The following is a 21,902-nucleotide window of genomic DNA, read 5'->3' as shown; positions in this document are numbered from 1 at the left end:
ACGGGCGAGTGAGAAAAGTCGTGGCTATTCGTCGTCGAGATACGGCGCGCAGACGCGGCGAAGCCCCTCCTCGAAGTCGATCTGTGGCTCCCAGCCGGTGGCCTCCTTCATCTTCGACACGTCCGCGAGCGTGTCGTGGACGTAGTTCGTCATGGTGTTCTCGGAGTGAATCGGCTCGATGTCGGTGCCGAGCACGTCGTTGAGCCGGTCGACCAGCTCGTTCAGCGAGTACGACTGCCCGGTGCCGAGGTTGTAGACGCCGTCGAGTTCGTGGTCGGCCGCGAGTTCGAGTCCGCGCGCGATGTCGTCGACGTGGGTGAAATCGCGGGTCTGGGTGCCGTCGCCCCAGATGTCCGGGCGCTCCCCGTTTGCGAGCCGGTGGGCGAACTGCGTGATGAGGTTCGCGAACTCGCCTTTGTGCTCTTCCGCGCCGGAAAAGCCCTCGTAGACCGCGAAAAAGCGCATCCCGGCCATGCTCATGTCGTGGAAGTTGGAGTAGTACTCGCCGTAGCGTTCGCGTGCGAGCTTCGAGGCCTCGTAGCCGGTGCGGGCTTCCACGTCCATCGACTCGTGTGACGGCTCCGTCTGGTCGCCGTAGATGGAGGAGGTGGAGGCGTAGACGACCGTCTCACAGCCGTGGTCGCGCACCTGCTCGACCGTGTTGATGAACCCCTCGACGTTGACGCGCGCGCCGCGAGCGGGGTCCTCCTCGTGCATCGGGCGCGAGGAGAGCGCGGCGAGGTGAAACAGCACGTCCACGTCGGCCGGAAGGTCGTCGTCGAGCACCGAGGCGTCGTGGAACTCCACGCCGTCGTCGAGGTTGTCGGGCGTCCCGAGATACAGGTCGTCGACCGCGGTAACGTCGTTCTCGTCGGCGAGGTGGTTCGCGAGGTTCGAGCCGATGAAGCCCGCGCCGCCGGTCACGAGTACGCGTTGTCCCTTCATACTCCCCGAGCCGTCCGCGGCAACCAAGTGCGTGCCGGTCCCCGCTCGACGCCGCCCCACCCGCCCACCGCCGGCTTTATGCCGAGCCTTACCCAAGCCGAACGCAATGTCATCAATCGAACTCACGCCCTCCCAGAAGAAGATTCTGGAGGCGCTCATCAACCTCCACCGCGAGACCGAGAGCGCGGTAAAGGGCGAAGCGATCGCCGAGGAGGTCGACCGGAACCCCGGGACGATTCGCAACCAGATGCAGAGTCTGAAGGCGCTCCAGCTGGTCGAGGGTGTCCCCGGCCCGAAGGGTGGCTACAAGCCGACTGGCACCGCGTTCGACGCGCTCGAACTCCAGGAGATGGACCAGGCCGCCGACGTGCCGTTCCAGCACAACGGCAAGGCCATCGAGGGGGCGAACGTTCAGGAGATTGACCTGACGAGCGTCCACCACCCCGAGCTGTGTCGCGCCGAGATTCGGATGCAAGGCTCCATCAGCGACTTCCACGAGGGCGACTCCATCGTCGTCGGTCCGACGCCGCTCTCGAAGCTCCGCATCGACGGCACGCTCGACGGGAAAGACGACACGAACAACAGTCTCATCCTCACCATCGACGAGATGCGCGCGCCCGCAGACGGCGAGACGCCGGTGAAATAGTCGCCGTATTCCGCAGACTTTGTATCTGATGGCCACCTATCGGTGATATGACCGACGATATCGTCGTACTCGGTTCTGGTTACGCCGGCACTGGTGCCGTGAAACGACTCGAAGCGGAACTCGACGGTGAGGCCGACCTCACCTGGATCTCTGACGTCGACCACCACCTCGTTCTCCACGAGTCTCACCGCGTCATCCGCGACCCGTCGGTGCGCGACAAGATCACCTTCGACTGCGAGTCGCTGAAGGCTCCCTCGACGCGGTTCATCAACGAGCGCGTCGACGCGCTCGACACCGACGAGCGAACCATCGAACTCGCCGACGGCTCGACGGTCGATTACGACTACGTGCTCGTCGCCTTCGGCTCCCAGACCGCCTTCTTCGGCATCGACGGGCTGCGCGAGCACTCGCTCACCCTGAAGAGTCTGGACGACGCCCTCGAAATCCACGACGCCGTCAAAGACGCCGCCGCCGAGGCCACGACCGACGACCCGGCACACGTCGTCGTCGGCGGGGCCGGCCTGTCGGGAATTCAGTCGGCCGGCGAAATCGCACAGTTCCGCGACCGCCACCGCGCCCCCATCGAAATCTCGCTCGTCGAGGGGCTGGACAACGTCTTCCCGAACAACGACCCGGTCGTGCAGGCGAAGCTGACGAAGCTGCTTGAGGCCGCCGACATCGACATCCTCACCGGCGAGTTCATCGGCGAGGTCGACGACGAGACCGTCTACGTCGGCGACGACACCGAACTCGACTACGACGTGCTCCTGTGGACCGGCGGTATCACCGGCCAGGACGCCGCCCAGACCGTCGACGTGGAGCAGGACGAGCGCAGCCACCGCATCAACTCCGAACACGACTTCACGACGAGCGACGAGCGCGTCTTCGCCATCGGCGACGCCGCGCTCATCGACCAGCCGGGCGAGGAGAATCCGGCCCCGCCGACCGCACAGGCGGCGTGGCAGGCCGCAGAGGTCGCCGGTCTGAACCTCGCGCGCACCGCCCGCGGCCAGCCGCTCGAAACCTGGCAACACGAGGACAAGGGGACGCTCATCTCAGTCGGTGACGACGCCGTCGCCCACAACGTCGTGGGCGTCAACGAGGTCGTCGAGACGTTCGGCGGCCTGCCGGCCGAACTCCTGAAGAAGACCGTCGCCGCTCGCTGGATCAACGACGTTGCCGGACTCGGGGCCGCCGCGCGCGCGTTCCCCGACATGTAACGCCGGTCGCGACTTCTTACTCGACGGTCGCCGTCGACCGACCCGACTCCGTCTCTTGATCGGTTCCCGGCTGCGTGCCGGGGTCGACGCTCCCGTCCGTCTCGTCTGGAACCGGCAGCGTCACGGTCGCCGTCGTCCCCGAATCGTCCGTCTCGACGGCAATCGTGCCGTCGAACGCCTCGATGAGCTGTTTGGTGAGATACAGGCCGAAGCCGCCGCGGCTGAGATTCGACTCCGGGCGCTCGAACAGCGTCGCTCTCGTCTCTGGGTCGATGCCGTCGCCGTCGTCGACGACTGCGATACGACACTCGGCGTCGGTGTAGTCCACGCACACCCGGACGGTGGTGCCGGCGGGGGTGTGTTCGACGGCGTTCGAGACGAGGTTCCACAGCGCGCGGTCGATTACCTCGGTCGTCCGGACGACCGCCTGCTGTGGCCCGTCGTACTCGACGCGTGTCGTCTCGTCCAGCTCCCGCGCCCGGTCGAGCAGCTCCGGAATCGCCGCGGCGACGTCGTACCGGCCGGTCGTCGTCTCGCCCTGTAACACCGTGAGAAACGCCTTGATGTTCTGGATGACGCCGGCCACGTCCTCGCTGTGTTGCCTGATGACGGTCGCGTGCTCGTGTTCTTGACTGTCCGGGTCTTCGACTTCCTCGAGCAGCTTCGCGTAGCCGGTGATGACGTTCGTCCCGTTGAGCACCTCGTGTCTGAGGAGACTGTTCAGGTAAGTGAGCACGTCTCGCTGCGATTCGAGCATGTCCGCCCGGACCGCGTTGCGCTCGGCTTCGACGGCGTTCTGGATGGCTCGCGCCCGCGACAGCCCGACGACGAGTCCCGCGCCGCTGCCGACGACAGTCGCCCACCGGAGCCACCCGAACAGCTCCGCCGTGGTGAGTCCCGGTTCGGTGAGCAGAAACACCACGTTCACCGTCAAAAAGAGCGCGCCCCCCGCGATGATGCGGCGCACGATTGGCCCGCCGTATCGGTCGAACAGCCGCCGGTCGGTGAGACGGAGGTCCGCGACGATGAACGCGGCGGCCACCCCTACCGTGGTCGCGACCCCGACGAGAAACTGGCCGGTCTGGGGAATTCGCTCAGCGCCACTGACCACGCCCACTCGGTACGCGAGCAACTCGAGTGCCAGCGCTCCGAGGAAGCCGACGCCGATGGCTGCGACCCACCGGCGCGACCACATGTCAGTGGTGCTATCTTCCATGTGCGTTGTCAATCCATTTCAACCTACAAGCGATTGTCCCTTAATTACATAGGGAACTGGTATTAAAAGACAGAAACGCGGCAGAAGAGAAGTCGCTTACCGGTCCAGCGTCAGCCCGGCGTGCCAGCGGTCTGCGCCCGCGTCCGCCTTCACGCGGTCCATCGCAGCGAGAATCGCGGCCGCCGTGGAGGCGACCTCGCCGGCGCGCCGTTCGCCCTCGGTCCGGAACTCGCCGGTGACGCGGTTCGCGTAGACGGTACAGACCGCCCCCGCCCGCAGGTCGTAGAGATTCGCGATGGTGAGCAGGGCGGCGGCCTCCATCTCGAAGTTGAGGACGCCGGCGTTCTGGAGTTCCTCGACGAGCCCGTCGGCCTCGGCGGCCTCGAAGCCGCCGAAGCCGGGGCGACCCTGGCCGGCGTAAAACGAGTCGGTCGAGCAGGTGACGCCACAGTGGTAGTCGTAGCCGAGCTCCTCACACGCCGCGACGAGCGCCGTGGTGACCTCCGGGTGGGCGGTCGCGGGATACTCCTCGCGGACGTACTCCTTCGAGGTCCCCTCCTGTCGGACCGCGCCGGTCGTGATGACGAGGTCGCCGACGGACATCTCCGGCTGGATGGCACCACAGGAGCCGACGCGGATGAACGTCCCCGTGCCGAGGTTGGCGTGTTCCTCGACGGCGATGGCCGCACCCGGCGAGCCGATGCCGGTCGAGGTGACGGTGAGCGGTTCACCCTCGTAGCGGCCGGTCATGGTGCGGTACTCGCGGTGGTGGCCGGTCTCTTCGACGCTCTCCCACGCCTCCGCGATCTTCGGGACGCGCTCGGGGTCACCCGGCAAGAGCACCGGGCCGGCCGTGTCGTCGGGACCGATGCCGAGATGGTACTGAACCTCGCTGTTTGGGTTCTCGCTGTCGTCCATACCCGAGTCTGGGCGAGCGCCCACGTAGGTCCATCCCTTCGTCGCGAGCTACTCCAACATTCCGCGGTTGATTGTGTTCGGGAGCAGTTCGCCGAGCGTGTACTCGGCGTACTCCTCGCCCTCGCCGCAGTAGATAGGGAGTGATTCCTCGGCGAACTCCGCGAGCGTCTGGCGACACATCCCGCACGGGGTGACGCCGTCTTCTCTCGCGGAGACGACGGCCAACTGCGCGAACTCCGTGTGGCCCCGTTTGATGGCCTCGGCGACGGCCACCTCCTCGGCGTGGAGCGCGTTCGAGTAGTTGGCGTTCTCGATGTTGCAGCCGACGAAGACTGTCCCGTCTGCCGTCTCCAGTGCGGCCCCGACCGGATACTCCGAGTAGGGGACGTAGGCATCATCGAGCGTGTCGCGAGCGCGGTCCAACAGCGTCTCCGGGTCCATACGCGCCCTGTCGGGAGAGAGCAAAAAGAGGGTGACTATCGGTCCTCGCCGGAGTCGTAGTAGTCGCCCGCGGCCTCGGGAATCCGCGTGCGACCGACCAGCGCGAGCACGACGATGACCATCACGAACGGAATCACCCGGACGAGCGAACTCGGGATGCCCGTCCCCGCGGTCTGGAGTCCGACCTGCATCGCGTCCAGTCCCGCGAACAACAGCGAGGAGAGGAACGCCCCGACCGGATTGTAGTTGCCGAACAGGTAGGTGACGATGGCGATGAACCCCTTGCCGTTCACCATCGTCGGGCCGTTGCCGGTGAACTGCCCGATGCTGAGCGCGAGCGCGGCCCCGCCCATCCCGGCGAGAACGCCCGACAGCAGGACGGCCTGATACCGGACGCGCGAGACGTTCACGCCGGCGGTGTCGAGCGCCTTCGGGTTCTCGCCGCTGGCTCTGACCCACCGACCGAAGCTGGTCCGGTAGAGCAACACCCACGAGACGGCGACCATCAGGAACATCAGATACACCGACAGCGAGGCGTCGAGCAGCACGTCGGCGAGATACAGCGGCGGCCGGGTGAGCACGCTCGCAACGACACCCAACAGCACGTCGACCGGGCCGATACCGACCGTCGGCGCGGCGATTCGCTGCGGTAGCGTTCCGGCCGTCGGCAGGAAGCCGAACAGTTCCGTCAGCGTCGGCACCGTGCCGACGCTCTCGGTGTTCGGTCCCCCGTAGATGACCTGCGACATGAACGGCGCGAGCCCGAGCGCGATGAGCCAGACGGCGAGTCCGGCGATAATCTGGTCGGCGCGGAACTCGATACAGACGACCGCAAACAGCAGGGCGAGCAGCGTCGAGGCGACGACGCCGAGTCCGAACCCGGCGACCAGATTCCCCGTCACGTCGGTCATCCAGACGGCGACGAACGCCGAGATGATAAGCAACCCTTCGAGTCCGATGTTGATGACGCCGCTCTTCTCGGCGAAGATTCCGCCGAGCCCGGCGAGCGTAATCGGGACGGCGAGCCGCAGGGCCGACTCCGCGGTCGGCTCCTCCACGAGCGTGCTCAGGAGGACACCGAGAATCGTCTCCGGGCGCAACACGCCACCGACGACGACGAGCAGGAAGGCCGCTGTGCCGCCCGCGAGGGCTGCTTTCTGCGTCCGCGTCCGCGGCGTGAGCCGCTTTCGCACGTCGGCAAGCGCCTCACGCATCGGTCTCACCTCCCTCCTGTTCGCGACCGAGACGCCGCTGGACGCCCTTCATCCGGCCGCCGAGCAGCCGGAAGAACTCCGGCATCGCGACGAAGAGGATGATGAGCCCGCGCAGCGTGGCGACCAACTGCGGTGGGACCTCCGTCGCGAAGTTGACGACCCCGGCCCCGGATTTCAGGATGCCGAAGAGGAAGGCGGCAAAGCCGACGCCGAGCGGGTTGTTGCCGGCGAGAATCGAGACGGTGATGCCGTCGAACCCGTACGACGGCACGCCGGTCTGGAACTTGCCAAGAATCATCAGCGCGTACAGCGCGCCACCGACGCCGGCCAGCGCACCCGAGAGCCCGAAGCTCGCGACGATGGTTCGCTTGGCGTCGACGCCGCCGTACTCGGCGGCTTCCGGCTGGAGTCCGCTCGTCCGCACGTCGTAGCCGAAGGCCGTGTGCGCGAGCAGATAGTAGATGACGCCGACGAGCACGACGCCGACCGCGAGCGCGAGGACCGAGAAGTTCGCGCTCGGGTCGAAGAGTATCGTCGGGAAGTTCGCGTGGTCGGGAATCGTGCGGGTCTGGGTCGCGAAGCTGTCGGGGTCTTTCACGTGGTTGAGTACGAGATAGCCGACGACGCCGGTCGCGATGAAGTTCAGCATAATGGTCGTGATAACCTCGTTCGCATCCGCATACGCCTTCAGGAGGCCGGGCACCGCGGCGTACAGGCCACCGGCGAGGGCACCGACCGCCAGTCCGACGGTCAGACTCACGACGGTGCCGGGAATTCCACCGACGAGCGGTGCGACCTGTAACACGGCCAGCGCGCTCGCTAAGCTCCCGACGACGAGCTGTCCCTGTGCGCCGATGTTGAAGATGCCGGCGCGGAAGGCGACGGCGACGCCGAGCCCGGTGAACAGGAGGACGGTCGTCTCACGCAGCGTGAGCGCCATCTGTCGGCCGAACGGGTCCCAGCCGGTAGACAGCGGGTCGCCGAGCGCACCGAGGAAGAGTCGGTCGTAGACGGTGACCGGATTGTAACAGAAGCCCATCTCGAACAGACGGGGCAAGCCGAACGGCGTCGGGTGCGTGAGCACGAACGTCGCCGTCGCACACTCCGTGATGCGGCCGGCCCCGAGAATGAGGACGGTCCCGACGAGAATCGACGCGAATAGCGCCGCGAGACTGATGGCGAACCGTTCGGTCGTGGAGGCGGTGACGAGCCGGGTGAGCGCGCGCTCGATGCGGTCGCGCGCGCTCACGGCTCACCCCCGTCGACACGCCGCGATTCAAGCTGTCGGGCCGGCTGCTCGCCGGCCATCAGCAGTCCGAGCTCCTCTTCGGTCACGTCGTCTGGATCGACGACAGCCATCAGGGTTCCATCGTGTATCACCGCGAGTCTATCTGCGAGCAGCTGTACCTCGTCGAGCTTCGAGGAGACGACGAGCACGCCCTCCCCTTCGCCGCGCAGGTCGAACAGGCGTTCGTGGATGAACTCCGTCGACCCGATATCGACACCGCGGGTCGGGTGTGCGGCGACGAACAGCGACGGGTCGCGCTCGAACTCCCGGCCGACGATGAACTTCTGTTGGTTCCCGCCCGAGAGCGCCGCCGACTGCGCGTCGATATCCGGCGGTCGCACGTCGTACGTCTCGACGACCTCGGACGCGTGTTCACGAGCAACGTCCCAGTCGATGCGGCCGTTCGCGGTGAACGGCTTGCCGTGTTGGCTGCCCAGAATCCCATTTTCCGTGAGGTCGAAATCCATCACCAACCCGCGATCCTGGCGGTCCTCCGGTACGTACGCCATCCCGGCGTCGATGCGGTCGCGGCGCGACCAGTCGGCCACGTCTTCGCCCTCGAACTCGATTCGCCCGCCGGTCGGCTCGCGCAGGCCGGTGATCGCCTCGATGAGCTCGGCCTGGCCGTTGCCGTCGACGCCGGCGATACCGAAGATTTCGCCCTCGCGGACGCTGAAGCTCACGTCCTCGACGGCCGTCACGTCCCGGTCGTCGGTGACGCTGACCCCCTCGACGCGGAGCGTTTCCGCCCCGGGGTCGTGGGGCCGGTCGCTGGTGTCCATGAGCACCTCGCGACCGACCATCATCTCCGCGAGCGACTCGCGGGTCGTGTCCGCCGCGGGAACCGTCGCGACGCCTTTGCCGTCGCGCAAGACGGTGATGTCGTCGGCCGCGGTCATCGCCTCACCCAGCTTGTGGGTAATGAAGATAATCGTCTTGCCGGCGTCGGTCAGCTCCTCGAACACCGCGAACAGCTCCTCGACTTCCTGTGGCGTGAGGACGGCCGTCGGCTCGTCGAGGATGAGCGTGTCCGCGCCGCGATACAGCGCCTTCAGAATCTCGACGCGCTGTTGGACGCCGACGCTCACGTCGGCGATGGTGGCGTCGGGGTCGACCGCGAAGCCGTAGCGGTCGCTGAGCTCCTGCACCTCCTCGCGTGCGGTCGCGCGGTCGACTGCCAGCCCGCCCCACTTGCGTGGCTCGTTGCCGAGCGTGATGTTCTCGGTCACCGTCATCGGGTCCACGAGCATGAAGTGCTGGTGTATCATCCCGATGCCGGCATCGATGGCGTCGGCTGGCGCGTCGAACTCGCGTTCGGTGCCGTCGACGACGACGCGGCCCTCGGTCGGCTCGTACAGCCCGTAGAGCACGTTCATCAGCGTCGTCTTGCCGGCTCCGTTCTCGCCGAGGAGGGCGTGGACGCTCCCCCGCTCGACTTCGAGCGTCACGTCGTCGTTGGCGAGGACGCCGGGGAACCGCTTCGTGATTCCGTCGAGATGGACGGCTCTGTCCATCGACCGGTTAGACGTTGCTCGGGTCGGACGGAACGTCGATTTCGCCGTCGATAATCGACTGCCGCGTCGACTCGACCTCGGTCACGACGCTGTCGGGCAGCTCGCCGCCGAGCTGCTGGCCCAAGACGAGTTCGACACCGTCGTCGTCGAGCCCGAGCGTGGTCGTCGCGCCGGTCTCGAAGTTGTCGTTCACCTTCGCCTCGATTGCGCTGTAGACGGCCGTGTCGACGCGCTTGACCATCGACGCGAGAATCACGTCCGCGTACGACTCCCGGGTGACCGACTGGTCGCGGTCGACACCGATGGCGAACTTGCCGGCCTCCTGTGCGGCCTGGAAGACGCCGGTCCCGGTGTTGCCAGAGGCGTGGAAGACGATGTCGCTCCCGCTGGAGTACATCGAGGCTGCGGCCTCGCGACCCGCGCTCGGGTCGTTGAACGAGCCGGTGTAGTTGGTCTGTACGTCGATGTCCGTGTTGACCGCGTTCGCGCCGGCCACGAAGCCGGCTTCGAACTTCTGGATGAGCGACGACTCGACGCCGCCGACGAAGCCGAGATTCGTCGAGTCAGACCCGGTTTCACCCGCGCCCGCCGAGAAGGAGTCGAGCGTCAACAGCCCCGCCATCGTGCCGGCGAGATAGGAGCCTTCGTGCTCGCGGAACGTGTACGACGCGACGTTGTCGTACTGCTCGTCCGAGTCGTTCGTCGGCACGCTGTCGACAATCTGGAAGTCCTTGTCGGGGTACTGGGTCGCCGTCTCGCCCAGCGCGTCGGCCTGCAGGAAGCCGATACAGGATATCAGGTCGTAGCTCGGGTCGGTGGAGCTCGCGAACTGCTGTTGGAGGCTCCCGAACTCGGAGACCTCCTGTGGCTGCAGCGAGTTGGTCTGGAGATCGAACTCCGACTCCGCCTGCTGGAGTCCCTGCTGGGCCTGGTCGTTGAACGAGCCGTCGCCGAGACCGCCGGTCGCGTAGACGATGCCGACGTTCGTCGCCGCGTTCGCCCCGCCGTCGGTGTCTGTCTCCTCGCCGTCGGCGTCTGTCGCCGTTGTGTCGCTCGATGGCCCGCCGGAACAGCCTGCGAGTCCAGCGATGCCAGTTACCCCCGCCGCCGTGATGAACTGCCGCCTACCCAGTTTCATGTTGGCTAAACACTACCGGCTTCGAGGATAAACGCTACGGTAGACCGACGGCAGAGCCGTGAGAACGCCTCTCAACGCATGGTACTGTTATACGCTTTCGATGACATCACGCACCGACGCGACGAGGGCGTCCACGTCGTCGGCCTCGGCGTACAGCCGGATGTACGGCTCGGTGCCAGACGGGCGGACGAGCGCCCACGAGGCGTCGTCGCGCTCGATACGGACGCCGTACTCGGTGTCGATGCTCGCCTCGGGGAACGCCTCCGGCAGCGCCGTCTCGACGGCCGCCATCACGCGCTCCTTCTCGTCGTCCGGACACGGAATCGACACCTTCCGGTAGGGGCGCTCCGTAATCGGCTCGCGGAGCGCGTCGAGTCCGGCCTCCGCGACGAGTCGGGTGAGCACAGCCGCGCTCGCGACGCCGTCGATCCACGAGCCGAACTGCGTGTGGACGTGCTTCCACGGCTCGGCCGCGAACACCACCTCGGTGCCCTCCGCGCCGGTCTCGTAGGCGGTCGCGACGCCCTCGTGGAGTGCGCCCAGCCGGACGCGCTCGGTGCGTCCGCCGCTGGCCCGGACGTGTTCGTCGATGCGGGCCGAGGCGTTCGGCGTCGTCACGACCACCGGGTCCGCGGCCTCGCTTTCTTGCACGTATCGGCCCGCGACGACCGCGAGCACCGTGTCCTCGTGGACGACCTCGCCCCCGCTGTCGACGATGACGATGCGGTCCGCGTCCCCGTCGTGACCGATTCCGAAGTCGAACTCGCCGTCGCGCACGAACGCCCGGAGGTCGGTCAGCGTCTCGGCCGTCGGCTTCGACTCGCGGGCGGGGAAGTGGCCGTCCACCTGCGCGTTCAACGCGACCACGTCCGCTCCGAGCGCCCGCAACACCTGCGGGGCCGCGACGCTGGCCATGCCCGTCCCGCAGTCGACGGCCACGCGAACGCCGGTCGGGTCGGCTCCGAACTGCTCGGCGTAGGTCGCGACGGCCTCGCGGTACTCTGAGAGCACGCTCGCCCGTTCGCTCTCGCCGAACCGGTCCCACGCGACGGGCGGCTCCTCGCTCGTCACCAACCCTTCGATGGTCTCCTCCAGCTCGCGGTCGTACTCCTCGCCGTCGACGAACAGTTTCAGCCCGTTGTCTGTCGGGGGGTTGTGGCTCGCGGTCACCATGACGCCGCGTTGTCCCTGCGAGGCGAACGCGAGCGCCGGCGTCGGGACCTGTCCGAGCCGAACCACGTCTGCCCCGCCGGACTGAAGCCCGGCGGCGAGCGCGTCGGCGAGTGCCGACCCAGTCGTCCGGCCGTCTCGCCCGACGACGACCGTCGGGGTGTCGGTCGTCTCACGCGCCTGTATCGCGGTCGCCCGGCCGACGCCGAGCGCGAGGTTAGGGGTGACCTCTGTGTGTACGCTCCCCCGGATGCCAGCCGTTCCGAACCGTGTCATACGGTCCGTTCTCGGCGCGACGTATCAAGCATACCGACTACAGTTCGACGCCGCTGGGAATCAGCGAGTGGTGGCGCAGGAGGTCGCCGTTGGCGTCGTACACGAGGAAGGTTCCCTTCTCCTGTTCGAGCAGTTGGTCGCCGTCGATACTCACGCGAATCCGGTAGCGGTGGGACTCGCCGGCCTCCTTGCCGTACTCGCGGGCCGCCTCGATGAACTTGAGCACGTCCTCGCTGTCGGCGTTGAGTTCGAGGACGAACTCGCCGGTGACGCGGTTCGTCACCGCGACGACGCCCTCGGGGTCGTCCTCGACCGGCCCCTGGAGGCGGAAGGCGACGTCCATTTCGTCGCTCGCGAGCGGTTCGCCGTCGGTGCGTGTGAGTCGCTCGACCAGCTGTTCGGTCGGCCCTTCGAAGTCGATTGCGACCGTCGGCACCCCCGGCGTGTCGAGATTGCTTGCGTCGATTGTGAAGTAGTCGCGCCGCATCTGTAATAGCTTCGTGGCGCGCGCGGAAGAACGTAACGGGGGCGGCAGGCGACTGTCGGTACCTTTTACCGACGACGCGTCCCCCTCGGAGTATGTCATGGGTCGAATCGGACCACGCCGGCGAACTCGCCGTCGTCTCCGCGTGGCTCGCTACGCTGCTCCCGTGGTCGGTCTCGTTCGCGACCAACGAGGGAGTCTCGCTCATCACCGTCCGGTTCCCGGTCGCGATGTTCCAGTTTCTCTTCGGCGCGGACCTGAACGTCGACCTGTTGGTCCCCGTCTGGGCCGCGCCGGGGCTGGAAGGGTCGAACGCCGCGCTCCAGACCGCCTACTACGTCTGGCTCGCCGGGGCAGTCCTCGTCGGTGTCGCCTTCCTCTTCTCGCTGGTCTACTACAGCCGCGAGGACGCCGTCGAACGACGGCTTCCCGTCTCGCCAGTCCGCGTGATGGGCGGGCTGTTGACCCTCGCCGGCGGCTGTCTCCTCGTCTCCACGGTCCGCATCTTCCAGTCGGCTCCCGGGGTCGCTATCCCCGTCGGTGCCGTGCTGGTCCCGCTGTTGGGCGTCACCCTCCTCGGTACCCACACCCAGCCCGGCGAGCAGGCGTGACGGCCGCGTGTGTTTAAGTACTCGGAGCGGTCACATACGACAACACCGCTGGGAGGCACTCACCGAATGTCAGAATCCACGCCGGACCTGAGCGACCAGATGCGCGTCGACGCCAGCGACGAGGAGGGGTTCAAGGCGATATTCGAGCGCGTGCTCTCGGTCATCCGCGGTTCTCAACTCACCGACGAGAACTACTCGCCGCGTCGCCACAGCCGACTCGTCCCCGACGACCCCATCGACGCCGTCGGCTACGAGGTGGAACGCTACTGGCTCAACGCCCCCTTCTCGTACGCCTCCATCCGCTACGACGACGACGAGAACGAACACCGCTACCACGTCGTCGAGCCGACGCTCACCGACGACCAGGCCGCGCTGTTGGATTCGCTGTACGACGACGTTCGCAACCCCCTGCTCTACCGCGAGAGACAGGAGAACGACGACCCCGAAGCCTTGCTGCGGGAGGAACTGCGCGACCGCATCGAGGATTACGGCGTCGTGCTCTCGCCGGCCGGCTTCCACGCGCTCGTGTATTATCTGTGGCGACGGTTCCGCGGCTTCGGTCGCCTCGACCCGCTGATGCACGACAGCAACATCGAGGACATCTCGTGTGACGGCTACGAGATTCCGCTGTACGCCTACCACGACGACTACCAGGACATCGCGACGACGGTCTCGTTCGGCGAGGAGGCACTCGACTCCTTCGTCATCCGAATGGCCCAGCAGGCGGGCCAACACATCTCGGTCGGGAACCCAATCGTCGGAACCACGCTCCAAGACGGTTCGCGTGCGGAGCTCACGCTCGGCGAGGAAGTCACTCCCCACGGGTCGGCGTTCACCATCCGGAAGTACAGCGAGGAGCCGTTCACGCCAATCGACCTCCTCCAGTTCGGCACCTTCTCGCTCCAGCAGATGGCCTACCTGTGGATCGCTATCGAGAACAACAAGAACATCATCTTCGCCGGCGGTACGGCGTCGGGCAAGACCACCTCGATGAACGCCATCTCGATGTTCATCCCGCCCCGCTCGAAGCTCATCACCATCGAGGACACCCGGGAGCTTTCGCTGTACCACGACAACTGGCTCTCCTCGGTGACCCGCGACCGGCTCGACGAGGAGTCGGACGTGACGATGTACGACCTCCTGCGCTCTGCGCTCCGACACCGCCCGGAGTACATCCTCGTGGGCGAGGTGCGCGGCGAAGAGGCGATCACGCTCTTCCAGGCGATGAACACCGGCCACACGACGCTGTCGACGATGCACGCCGACTCGGTGCAGACGGTCATCAACCGGCTCGAAAACGAACCCATCAACGTCCCGCGACCGATGGTGCAGTCGCTCGACGTGCTCTGTGTGCAGGTGCTCGCGCGACTCGACGGCGAACGAGTGCGCCGGTCGAAGACCATCTCCGAAATCGACGGAATCGACCAGCGGACGGGCGAACTCGACTACTCCAACGCCTTCGAGTGGTCGACGACCGACGACTCCTTCTCGGTCGGGAATCGGAACCTGCTCGACGAGATTCGCCGCGAGCGCGGCTGGTCACAGGGTGAGCTGTTAGAGGAGATGCGCCGCCGCCGCCGGTTCCTCTCGCATCTCCGCGACGAGAACATCACGAACTACCAGCAGTTCACGGCGCTGGTCAACGAGTACTACGCCGACGCCGAGGCGACGATGGACGCGCTCGGTATCGATACCGACGGCGACACCGACCAGCCACCGGTGACCGCAGAGGCAAGCGACGACTGATGGTCTCGCCGCTCGTCTTCGTCCCCCTGTTGTTCGCGCTCGCGCTGTTCGTGCTGTTGGCCGTCGCGCCGACGGTCCGGTGGCTGGAACGGCTGTTCAGCCGCGTCGGCTGGGTCGCCTTCGACGGGCCGAACATTCCGCCCGACACCGAGCGGGAGCGAACGCTCCGTGCGGCCGGCATCGGCGAGCCGTACCGCATCTACCAGGCCAAGACGCTGACGTACACGAGTCTCGCGGCGCTCGCCGGGGTCGTCGTCGGCGGCTACGCCACCGGCGGCATCATCCGAGTCGTCGGCATCGAGCGGCTCGGCGGCGCTCCGGTCGTCGACACCCTGCCGCCCGTTCTGCAGGGGTTCGGCGTCCTCCACTTCGTGTTGCTGCTCGTCGGCGGCACCGTCTTCGGCGGAGGTGCCGCCGGGCTGTCGTACGTGCTCCGCTGGCAGGTGCCGGCGGTCAGAGCCGACTCCCGCGCCCGGGAAATCGACGCCGGGATGCCCCGGATGGTCGCGTTCGTCTACGCGCTCTCGCGCGGCGGGATGCCGTTCCCGAAGGTGATGGAGACCATCGCCGACAACAAGGACGTGTTCGGCACCGGAGCCGAGGAGTTCGAGGTCGCATCTCGGAACATCAATCTGTTCGGGGCCGACCTGGTCTCCTCGATTCGCGACATCTCCGACCGGACGCCGTCCGACCAGTTCGAGAGCTTCACGGAGAACCTCACCAGCGTCCTCCAGTCGGGCCAGGACCTCTCGGAGTTTCTGCACGACGAGTACGAGCGCTACCGCGAGGAAGCCGAGGAGCGCCAACAGGAGATTCTGGACGTGTTGGCGACCGCCGCCGAGATTTACGTCACTATCGTCGTCGCCGGCATGCTATTTCTGGTGACGATTCTGCTCATCATGGGGCTGACGACCGGCGGGACGCTCGTCCCGATTCGCGTCATCACGTATCTCGTCTTGCCGGCGTTGAACGTCGCCTTTATCGCGTATCTGTCGGATATCACCCAGCCGCTCCGGGGCGCTGCAGCCGAGCAGTCGCGCGAGCGCCCGAGCGTCGGCGTCGACGCGATTCCAGACGGCGGCGTCCGCACGCCCGAGGTGCGAGAGAACATCCTCCGGCTCCGCATCCACCGCCGCGTGGGCCGGTTCCGACGGTTCCTCTCGAATCCGGTCGAGAACATCATCGACCGGCCCGAACTGCTGTTGTACGTGACCGTACCCCTCGCGGGGCTGTTCGTGCTGGTGCAGGCACCGAGCTATCTCGACTTGACCGCCCCGCTCACGGGCGGGATGCTCGACGTGCGCACCTTCGACGACGCCGTGATTCAGGCGACGCTGTTCGTCGTCGTCACCTTCGGCATCGTCTACGAAATCGGGAACCGCCGCGTCCAGAAGGTCGCCTCCTCGCTGCCGGATATGCTCGACCGGCTGGCGAGTCTCAACGAGGCGGGGCTGTCGGTCGTCACGTCGTTCGAGCGCATCCACCGCAGCGACATGGGGTCGCTCGACGACGAAGCAAAGCGCATCTGGCGTGATATCCAGTGGGGCGCGACCGTCGAGGAGGCGCTCGACCGGTTCGAGACGCGCGTGAAGACCCCCTCGACGACCCGCGTGACGACGCTGTTGACCAACTCGATGCGCGCGTCGAACGAAATCGGGCCGGTGTTGCGCATCGCGGCGAACCAGGCGCGTTCAGACCAGCAGCTGAAGCGCCGCCGCCAGCAGGAGACCATGACGTATCTCGTCGTCATCTACATCTCGTTCATGGTGTTTCTGCTCGTCGTGGGCGTCATCGTGCTCGTGTTGATTCCGAACCTGCCGACGGCCGGCGAGTTCTCCGCCGAGGGGGCGGGAGCCGCGCCGATTCAGGGTATCACCGAGGAGCAAAAAGACGCCTACGCGCTCGTGTTCATCCACGCGGGTATCGTCCAGAGCGCGATGTCGGGTATCGTCGGCGGGCAGATGTCCGAAGGGACGTTGCGCGACGGGCTGAAACACGCCAGCGTCATGCTACTGCTCTCGTACCTCGTCTTCCTCGCCATCCAGTGGGTGAGCGCGAACGGCGGCATCGCGCGATTCACCTCGGCGTTCGGCGGCAGCGGCATCGGCGTCTAAGCGAACGGGCTAAACGGCCGGCTTCCCCAGCCGTGGTATGGAGCCGAGCGCGGTCGCCGACGCGGCAAGCGTCAGGGCGACGTACGACCGCATCGCGGACCACTTCTCGCGGACGCGCGCCCACCCGTGGCCGCAGATTCCGGCGTTTCTGGACGGTCGGTCGGGTGCCGTCGGCGTCGCCCTCGGCTGTGGCAACGGCCGCCACGTGGAACTGCTCGCCGACTGCTGTGACCGAGCCATCGGACTCGACCTCTCGCGGGAACTGCTCGGAGTGGCCGTCGAGCGCGCAACCGACTACGACGCCGACTGGGTACAGGGGAGCGTCAACCGGCTACCCTTCGCGGCCGACAGCGTCGATATCGGCGTCTACATCGCCACCCTCCACCATCTCGATTCCCAGGCGACGCGGCGGGCGAGTCTGGACGAGCTCGCGCGCGTGCTCGCGCCGGGTGGCCGTGCGCTCGTGAGCGTGTGGTCGACGACTCACTCGACGTTCGACGAGACGGAGGGGTTCGACACGGTGGTCGACTGGACGCTGCCGGGCGGCGACACCGTCCCCCGGTACTACCACATCTACGACCCCGACGAGTTCGAACGCGACCTCGCTGCGAGTGACCTCGCGGTCGAACGGACGTTCACCGAGGACGGCAACTGCTTTGCCGTTGTCGGGTGTGAAGGGAAACGCACATAGGGGTAGACGCGGTACGCTGAGGTGAGTGTGGGAACGGACGGTCTCCGGCCGTCGGTTCACGACACATGTGTCGACGTGCGTGCCGACGAGAGCACGACCACGACACAATCACACCGCGGTACCGGTCGTTACGTCCACGCGAGACGACCGGTGCCACGAACACGACGAGAGTGCCGGTGGTGAGCAATCCCGCAGGGATTGCGAACGACGGCACGAGTGAACGCAGTGAACGAGTGCCGGTGGTCTAATGGTATGACTTTGGCCTTCCAAGCCAACGATCCGGGTTCAATTCCCGGCCGGCACATGGCCTTCTCGACTCATGAGCGCACTTGCCGAGGTACCGTCCCCGTGTCCGTTGCACACGTGGCAACGTGGCCGTCAAGCGCGCCCTCGACCGGGGGGTGAGCGTGGTCGCGACCCGTGAGCGCAACGTGCTCGACCGCTGGCGCGGTTCACGACGGCTCCGCGAGTGCTCGCTCCGGGCTGCTGGCCGACCGTGACGAACCGATAGCCACGGTCTTCATAAGGAGTGCCCGAGTAAGGTGTCACAAGATGGGTGTGGATGAGACGACCGTGTTGCTCGTCGAAGACGAGGAGGCACTTCTCGATATCTACTCCCGCTGGCTCACCTCGCAGTTCGACGTGAAGACCGCATCGAGCGGCTCGCAGGCGCTCGATATTCTCGACGAGACGGTCGATGTCGTTCTCCTGGACCGACTGATGCCCGAGATGACCGGCGACGAAGTGTTGTCGGAGATACGGAGCCGATCGAACAGCTGTCGGGTCGCGATGGTGACTGCCGTCGAACCGGACTTCGATATCATCGGAATGGGGTTCGACGAGTATCTCACGAAGCCGATCGAGCGCGAGACGCTCATCGACACCGTGACGGAGCTCGCGGAACGCGAGAACATCGCCGACATGAGCCGGCGGCTGTACGCGTTGACCCGCAAGCAGTCGCTGCTCCAGTCGAGCAAGTCCGAGTCCGAACTCGCCGCCAGCGACGAGTACGCATCGCTCACGGATGAGATCAAAACGCTCCGGTCTGAACTGGACGACTCGCTCGCGGAAATCGACGACACCGAGATGGTCGCGATGGTTCGCGACCTGGAAGACGACCCCGACGACGAAGACGAGACGGAGGGGGATACCCAATGAGCTACGACGTGAGCGGCTTCGGTGAGGTCACCTTCTCGGAGGGGACGAGCGTGCTCGTCTCGGGCGACGCGTCGCAGGCGCGCGAGCGGGTCTACGACGCCGTCGCCGAGGGACTCGCCGACGGTGAGGCGGCCGTGTTCATCAGCACGAACAAGTCGCCCCGCCGCATCCTGGACGCGCTGGGCGAACGCATCGACATCCCGGCCGAACGGTTCGCCATCGTCGACGTGTCCGGCGACGGCGACGACGGCGAAATCGACGGCGTCTCGGTGCGTGCGGTCGGCTCGCCGGGCGACCTGACCGGCTTGAGCCTCGCCTTCGCCAAGCAGCTCCAGCTGCTCGAAGAGCGGGGGGCGGCGACGGAGGCGCGTGTCGTCATCGACTCCGTCTCCACGCTGTTGATGTACGCCGACGTGCAGACGGTGTTCCGGTTCCTCCACGTGTTCACGAGCCGGCTCGACTCCGCTGGCCTGTTCGGCATCTTCACGCTCCAGCCGGGGATGCACGACGAGCAGGAGACGAACACGATTCGCACGCTGTTCGACAGCGAGGCCACCATCGAGGAAGATGACATCGCGTTGCGCGGCAGCGGCTACAGCTAATCGCCGACGGTCGGTTCCGGCCCCGGTGTCGGTGTCTCGTACACGACCAGGAACACCCCCGTCGCGGCGACGATGAGGATCGCCGCAAGTCCGAAGGCGACGCCGACGCTCGTTGCGTCCCAGACGTATCCGACCGTCACCGGTCCGACGACCTGGCCGACCTTCCACGCCACCGAGCGCAGCGAGAAGGCTCCCCCGACGGCGTCGAACTTCTCGCCCTCCTCGACGAACATCGCCATGCTCGCGGGGAGCCGAATCGAGTCCGCGATGCCACACACCATGTAGGCTCCCGAGAGAACGAAGAACGCCGGCGGGAGGTCGATGGCCCCCGCGGGCGCGTTCGGGATGTCGGGGAGCGTGAGGGTCACGCCGGGAATCGTGCCGCGCGCAACACCGGCGAGCGGAATCAAGAGCGCGCCGACGGCGTACAACACCGCGCCCGTCGCGATGAACAGGTGTTTGTTCCCCCACCGGTCGGTGAGGTCGCCGACGTACCCCTGCGTGAGCGCCTTCGTCAGCTTGCCGCCGGCGAGGAGGCCCCCGACGATGAAGGGGTTCATCCCGAACTCCGTGTGCGCGTAGATGGGGAGGAACGTGATGACGGCCATCTTCCCGAAGGAGAGTCCGAACCGGAAGCCGACGAGCGCGCGCACGGTCGGCAGGGAGAGCAGCGATTCAAGCGTCTCGCGGCCGGTGGCTTCCTCGGGGTCTTTCTTCCCGCCGGGGTTGTCGCGCAGGACGAAGTAGACCAGCGTGCCGGCCGCGAGGGTAACGCCGGCGAGCACGCTGTAGGCGGCGGTGAACCCGAAGACGGCGAGTATCGCCCCGCCGACGAGGTCGCCAAAGAGCGAGGAGAAGGCTCCGACCTGATTGTAGGTGCCGAGCCACAGCCCCTGTTCGTCCTCGCCGGAGATTTCACCGATGACCGTCGAGCCGGTGAGCCAGAGGATGCTCGCCGCGATACCCTGGAAAACGCGCATCACGATGACGCCGGCCACGTTCGAGATGGCCATGAAGCCGAAGAAGACGACGACGTTCAGCCCGAGTCCGAACAGCAGCCACCGCTTTGCGTTGCCGGTGTCGATGGCGCGGCCGAGCGGTAAGACGATGATGAGCTGGACGAGTGCAAACGCCGTCCCGAACAGCCCCTCGACCGTCGAGCTAACGTCGAAGATACCGGCGTACAGGGCGAGCGCGATGGCGACCGTCGAGTACGCCTGCGCGCGGGCGAAGGCGGTCCCCGACATCGCCAGGAACTCCGGGTCCCTGAAGACGCGAAGCGACGAGCCCACAGTTCGAACTGACACACGGCAGCCACAAAAGACTCGCTACCTCTCACAGCTCGATGCGCTCGACCAACTGCTCGTCGCCGTCCCCGCTGTGGGTGTTGATGGCGACGACGCGGACGTGTGACTCCAGTCCCGAGTCGCGCAGCTTCGCCGTCAATAGCTCGTCCACCTGGTAGACGCCGGCGGCGTTCGTCATCTCGATTTCGACGACGACGTGGCCGTCGTCGCTCGTCAGCGAGACGCCCTCAATCGCCTGCGAGGAGAGCGTGTTGATCCCGCGACCGCCGCGCTCGTACGGAATCCGAGAGCGGCCCCGCTCCATGTCGAGTGCGTCCGCCACGCGGACGACGCCGGCTTCGAGGGTGAGCGGCGTCTCCTCGGTGTGGTGACAGAGGATGGCGTGGAGGATTTCGCCGGTCACCTTCACGCGCTCTGTGGTGTCGTAGAAGTCGGGGAGGAGTCGTTCGAGGATATCCGCCGCGAGCGGAATGGAGTAGTAGGGGTGGTCGTCGCGGTGGACGACGTGGCCGATATCGTGGAGCGTCGCCGCCAGCGCGACGATGACCGGCTCGTCGGCCTCGTCGAGTCCCTGTTGGCGTGCGCCGTTGAACTCCACGTCGTGCTTCTTGAGCAGGTCATACAGACACAGCGCGCGGTCGCGGACGATTTCGATGTGTTTCGCGCCGTGGTCGTTGTACCCTTTCCGTTGGACCGGGTTGACGTTCTGTGCGTCGAGATACGCCTGTATCTCCTCGTCGTCGGCGACGGCTTCGAGCACGTCGTTCAGTCGCTCGTCGGGGAAGGCGTGGGCGGCAGCCGGGTCGTATCGCGGTGTGTCGTCGTCGAGTCGGCTCACACTGTGGGGAGCCACGCGACGGCGAAAAGCGTTCGCCCACCGGGAAAGAGCTACAACGCCACCCCCGAACTCGTCGGTGTACATCATGTTCGAGACACTTGTTCCAGCACAGTTCGGCATCCCCGCCGGCCCGGAACTGCTCATCGTCCTCGCCGTCGCCGTGCTCCTGTTTGGCGCGAACAAGATTCCGAAGCTCGCCCGCTCGTCGGGCGAGGCGATGGGTGAGTTCCAGAAGGGCCGTGCGGATATCCAACAGGAACTCGACGAGGTGCGCGCCGACGGCGACGAGTCAGCGACCGAGACCGCAGACTGACTCGGCTGTTACCCTCGATTCTCCCCGACGGCGAGCGTCGCGACGGTATCTG

21 protein-coding genes and 1 tRNA gene are annotated in these 21,902 nt (G+C 66.5%); 10 read left to right on the top strand and 12 right to left on the bottom strand.

Annotation, left to right across the window (positions count from 1 at the left end):
• Positions 1–24: 24 nt before the first annotated feature.
• On the bottom strand, positions 25–945 hold the full coding sequence (locus DM818_RS01610; protein ID WP_075936000.1) for an NAD-dependent epimerase/dehydratase family protein: 921 nt from the start codon (positions 943–945) through the stop codon (positions 25–27).
• 106 nt (positions 946–1,051) lie between these two features.
• On the opposite strand from DM818_RS01610, the gene DM818_RS01605 reads away from it, so the two are divergent.
• Positions 1,052–1,591 carry an Rrf2 family transcriptional regulator gene (locus tag DM818_RS01605; RefSeq protein ID WP_075936001.1) on the top strand — a complete coding sequence of 180 codons (540 nt, stop codon included), beginning with the start codon at positions 1,052–1,054 and terminating at the stop codon, positions 1,589–1,591.
• Between the two features lie 47 nt (positions 1,592–1,638).
• Positions 1,639–2,811, top strand: a complete 1,173-nt coding sequence (locus DM818_RS01600; RefSeq protein ID WP_075936002.1) for an NAD(P)/FAD-dependent oxidoreductase — start codon at positions 1,639–1,641, stop codon at positions 2,809–2,811.
• Between the two features lie 16 nt (positions 2,812–2,827).
• Here DM818_RS01600 and DM818_RS01595 read toward each other — a convergent pair whose 3' ends face one another.
• From DM818_RS01595 to DM818_RS01555, 9 genes are all read right to left on the bottom strand, one after another.
• Positions 2,828–4,027 (bottom strand): sensor histidine kinase, encoded by a 1,200-nt coding sequence (locus DM818_RS01595; RefSeq protein WP_075936003.1) that lies wholly within the window; start codon positions 4,025–4,027, stop codon positions 2,828–2,830.
• A gap of 96 nt (positions 4,028–4,123) precedes the next feature.
• Positions 4,124–4,945, bottom strand: coding sequence for a nucleoside phosphorylase (locus DM818_RS01590; protein WP_075936004.1), 822 nt, complete (start codon positions 4,943–4,945; stop codon positions 4,124–4,126).
• Between the two features lie 48 nt (positions 4,946–4,993).
• Entirely contained in the window at positions 4,994–5,386 is a 393-nt protein-coding gene (cdd, locus tag DM818_RS01585; RefSeq protein WP_123123963.1) for a cytidine deaminase, read from the bottom strand.
• A gap of 35 nt (positions 5,387–5,421) precedes the next feature.
• Positions 5,422–6,600, bottom strand: a complete 1,179-nt coding sequence (locus DM818_RS01580; protein WP_123123964.1) for an ABC transporter permease — start codon at positions 6,598–6,600, stop codon at positions 5,422–5,424.
• A complete protein-coding gene (locus DM818_RS01575) occupies positions 6,593–7,849 on the bottom strand; it encodes an ABC transporter permease (RefSeq protein WP_123123965.1) in 1,257 nt (418 codons plus the stop codon). The genes DM818_RS01580 and DM818_RS01575 overlap by 8 nt, the downstream gene beginning before the upstream one ends.
• Positions 7,846–9,402 carry an ABC transporter ATP-binding protein gene (locus DM818_RS01570; RefSeq protein ID WP_153952222.1) on the bottom strand — a complete coding sequence of 519 codons (1,557 nt, stop codon included), beginning with the start codon at positions 9,400–9,402 and terminating at the stop codon, positions 7,846–7,848. The genes DM818_RS01575 and DM818_RS01570 overlap by 4 nt, the downstream gene beginning before the upstream one ends.
• 7 nt (positions 9,403–9,409) lie before the next feature.
• Positions 9,410–10,540 carry a BMP family lipoprotein gene (locus DM818_RS01565; protein ID WP_172977270.1) on the bottom strand — a complete coding sequence of 377 codons (1,131 nt, stop codon included), beginning with the start codon at positions 10,538–10,540 and terminating at the stop codon, positions 9,410–9,412.
• Between the two features lie 87 nt (positions 10,541–10,627).
• Entirely contained in the window at positions 10,628–11,986 is a 1,359-nt protein-coding gene (locus DM818_RS01560; protein ID WP_075936009.1) for a phosphomannomutase, read from the bottom strand.
• Between the two features lie 37 nt (positions 11,987–12,023).
• Positions 12,024–12,473 (bottom strand): DUF5793 family protein, encoded by a 450-nt coding sequence (locus DM818_RS01555; protein ID WP_153952221.1) that lies wholly within the window; start codon positions 12,471–12,473, stop codon positions 12,024–12,026.
• A gap of 92 nt (positions 12,474–12,565) precedes the next feature.
• On the opposite strand from DM818_RS01555, the gene DM818_RS01550 reads away from it, so the two are divergent.
• The 7 genes from DM818_RS01550 (at position 12,566) to DM818_RS01520 (ending at position 19,392) form a co-directional block, all read left to right on the top strand.
• Entirely contained in the window at positions 12,566–13,081 is a 516-nt protein-coding gene (locus tag DM818_RS01550; protein ID WP_075936011.1) for a DUF7549 family protein, read from the top strand.
• A 99-nt stretch (positions 13,082–13,180) separates the two neighbouring features.
• Positions 13,181–14,827, top strand: coding sequence for a type II/IV secretion system ATPase subunit (locus tag DM818_RS01545; RefSeq protein WP_079988948.1), 1,647 nt, complete (start codon positions 13,181–13,183; stop codon positions 14,825–14,827).
• Complete coding sequence (locus DM818_RS01540) at positions 14,827–16,941, top strand: type II secretion system F family protein (RefSeq protein ID WP_123123968.1); 2,115 nt, start codon at positions 14,827–14,829, stop codon at positions 16,939–16,941. The genes DM818_RS01545 and DM818_RS01540 overlap by 1 nt, the downstream gene beginning before the upstream one ends.
• 37 nt (positions 16,942–16,978) lie before the next feature.
• Positions 16,979–17,632, top strand: a complete 654-nt coding sequence (locus DM818_RS01535) for a class I SAM-dependent methyltransferase (protein WP_153952220.1) — start codon at positions 16,979–16,981, stop codon at positions 17,630–17,632.
• Positions 17,633–17,865: 233 nt separating this feature from the next.
• Positions 17,866–17,936: transfer RNA gene (locus tag DM818_RS01530), tRNA-Gly, on the top strand.
• 116 nt (positions 17,937–18,052) lie between these two features.
• Entirely contained in the window at positions 18,053–18,790 is a 738-nt protein-coding gene (locus tag DM818_RS01525; protein WP_235907900.1) for a response regulator, read from the top strand.
• Positions 18,787–19,392, top strand: coding sequence for an RAD55 family ATPase (locus DM818_RS01520; RefSeq protein ID WP_075936016.1), 606 nt, complete (start codon positions 18,787–18,789; stop codon positions 19,390–19,392). Before DM818_RS01525 ends, DM818_RS01520 begins: the two co-directional genes overlap by 4 nt.
• Here DM818_RS01520 and DM818_RS01515 read toward each other — a convergent pair.
• Together DM818_RS01515 and DM818_RS01510 are read right to left on the bottom strand one after the other, a co-directional pair.
• Entirely contained in the window at positions 19,389–20,639 is a 1,251-nt protein-coding gene (locus tag DM818_RS01515; RefSeq protein ID WP_123124599.1) for an MFS transporter, read from the bottom strand. The genes DM818_RS01520 and DM818_RS01515 overlap by 4 nt on opposite strands.
• Positions 20,640–20,727: 88 nt before the next feature.
• Positions 20,728–21,537 carry an HD domain-containing protein gene (locus DM818_RS01510; RefSeq protein WP_075936017.1) on the bottom strand — a complete coding sequence of 270 codons (810 nt, stop codon included), beginning with the start codon at positions 21,535–21,537 and terminating at the stop codon, positions 20,728–20,730.
• An 85-nt stretch (positions 21,538–21,622) separates the two neighbouring features.
• Between DM818_RS01510 and DM818_RS01505 the strand changes: the two genes are divergently transcribed.
• Positions 21,623–21,850 (top strand): twin-arginine translocase TatA/TatE family subunit, encoded by a 228-nt coding sequence (locus DM818_RS01505; RefSeq protein WP_075938365.1) that lies wholly within the window; start codon positions 21,623–21,625, stop codon positions 21,848–21,850.
• Positions 21,851–21,902: the final 52 nt, after the last annotated feature.

It is taken from the genome of Halosegnis longus (assembly GCF_009663395.1).
In the GTDB taxonomy this organism is placed as follows: Archaea; Halobacteriota; Halobacteria; order Halobacteriales; family Haloarculaceae; genus Halosegnis; species Halosegnis longus.
Note: the sequence above shows the minus strand (reverse complement) of the source record. Positions and strands in the feature narration are given on the sequence as shown.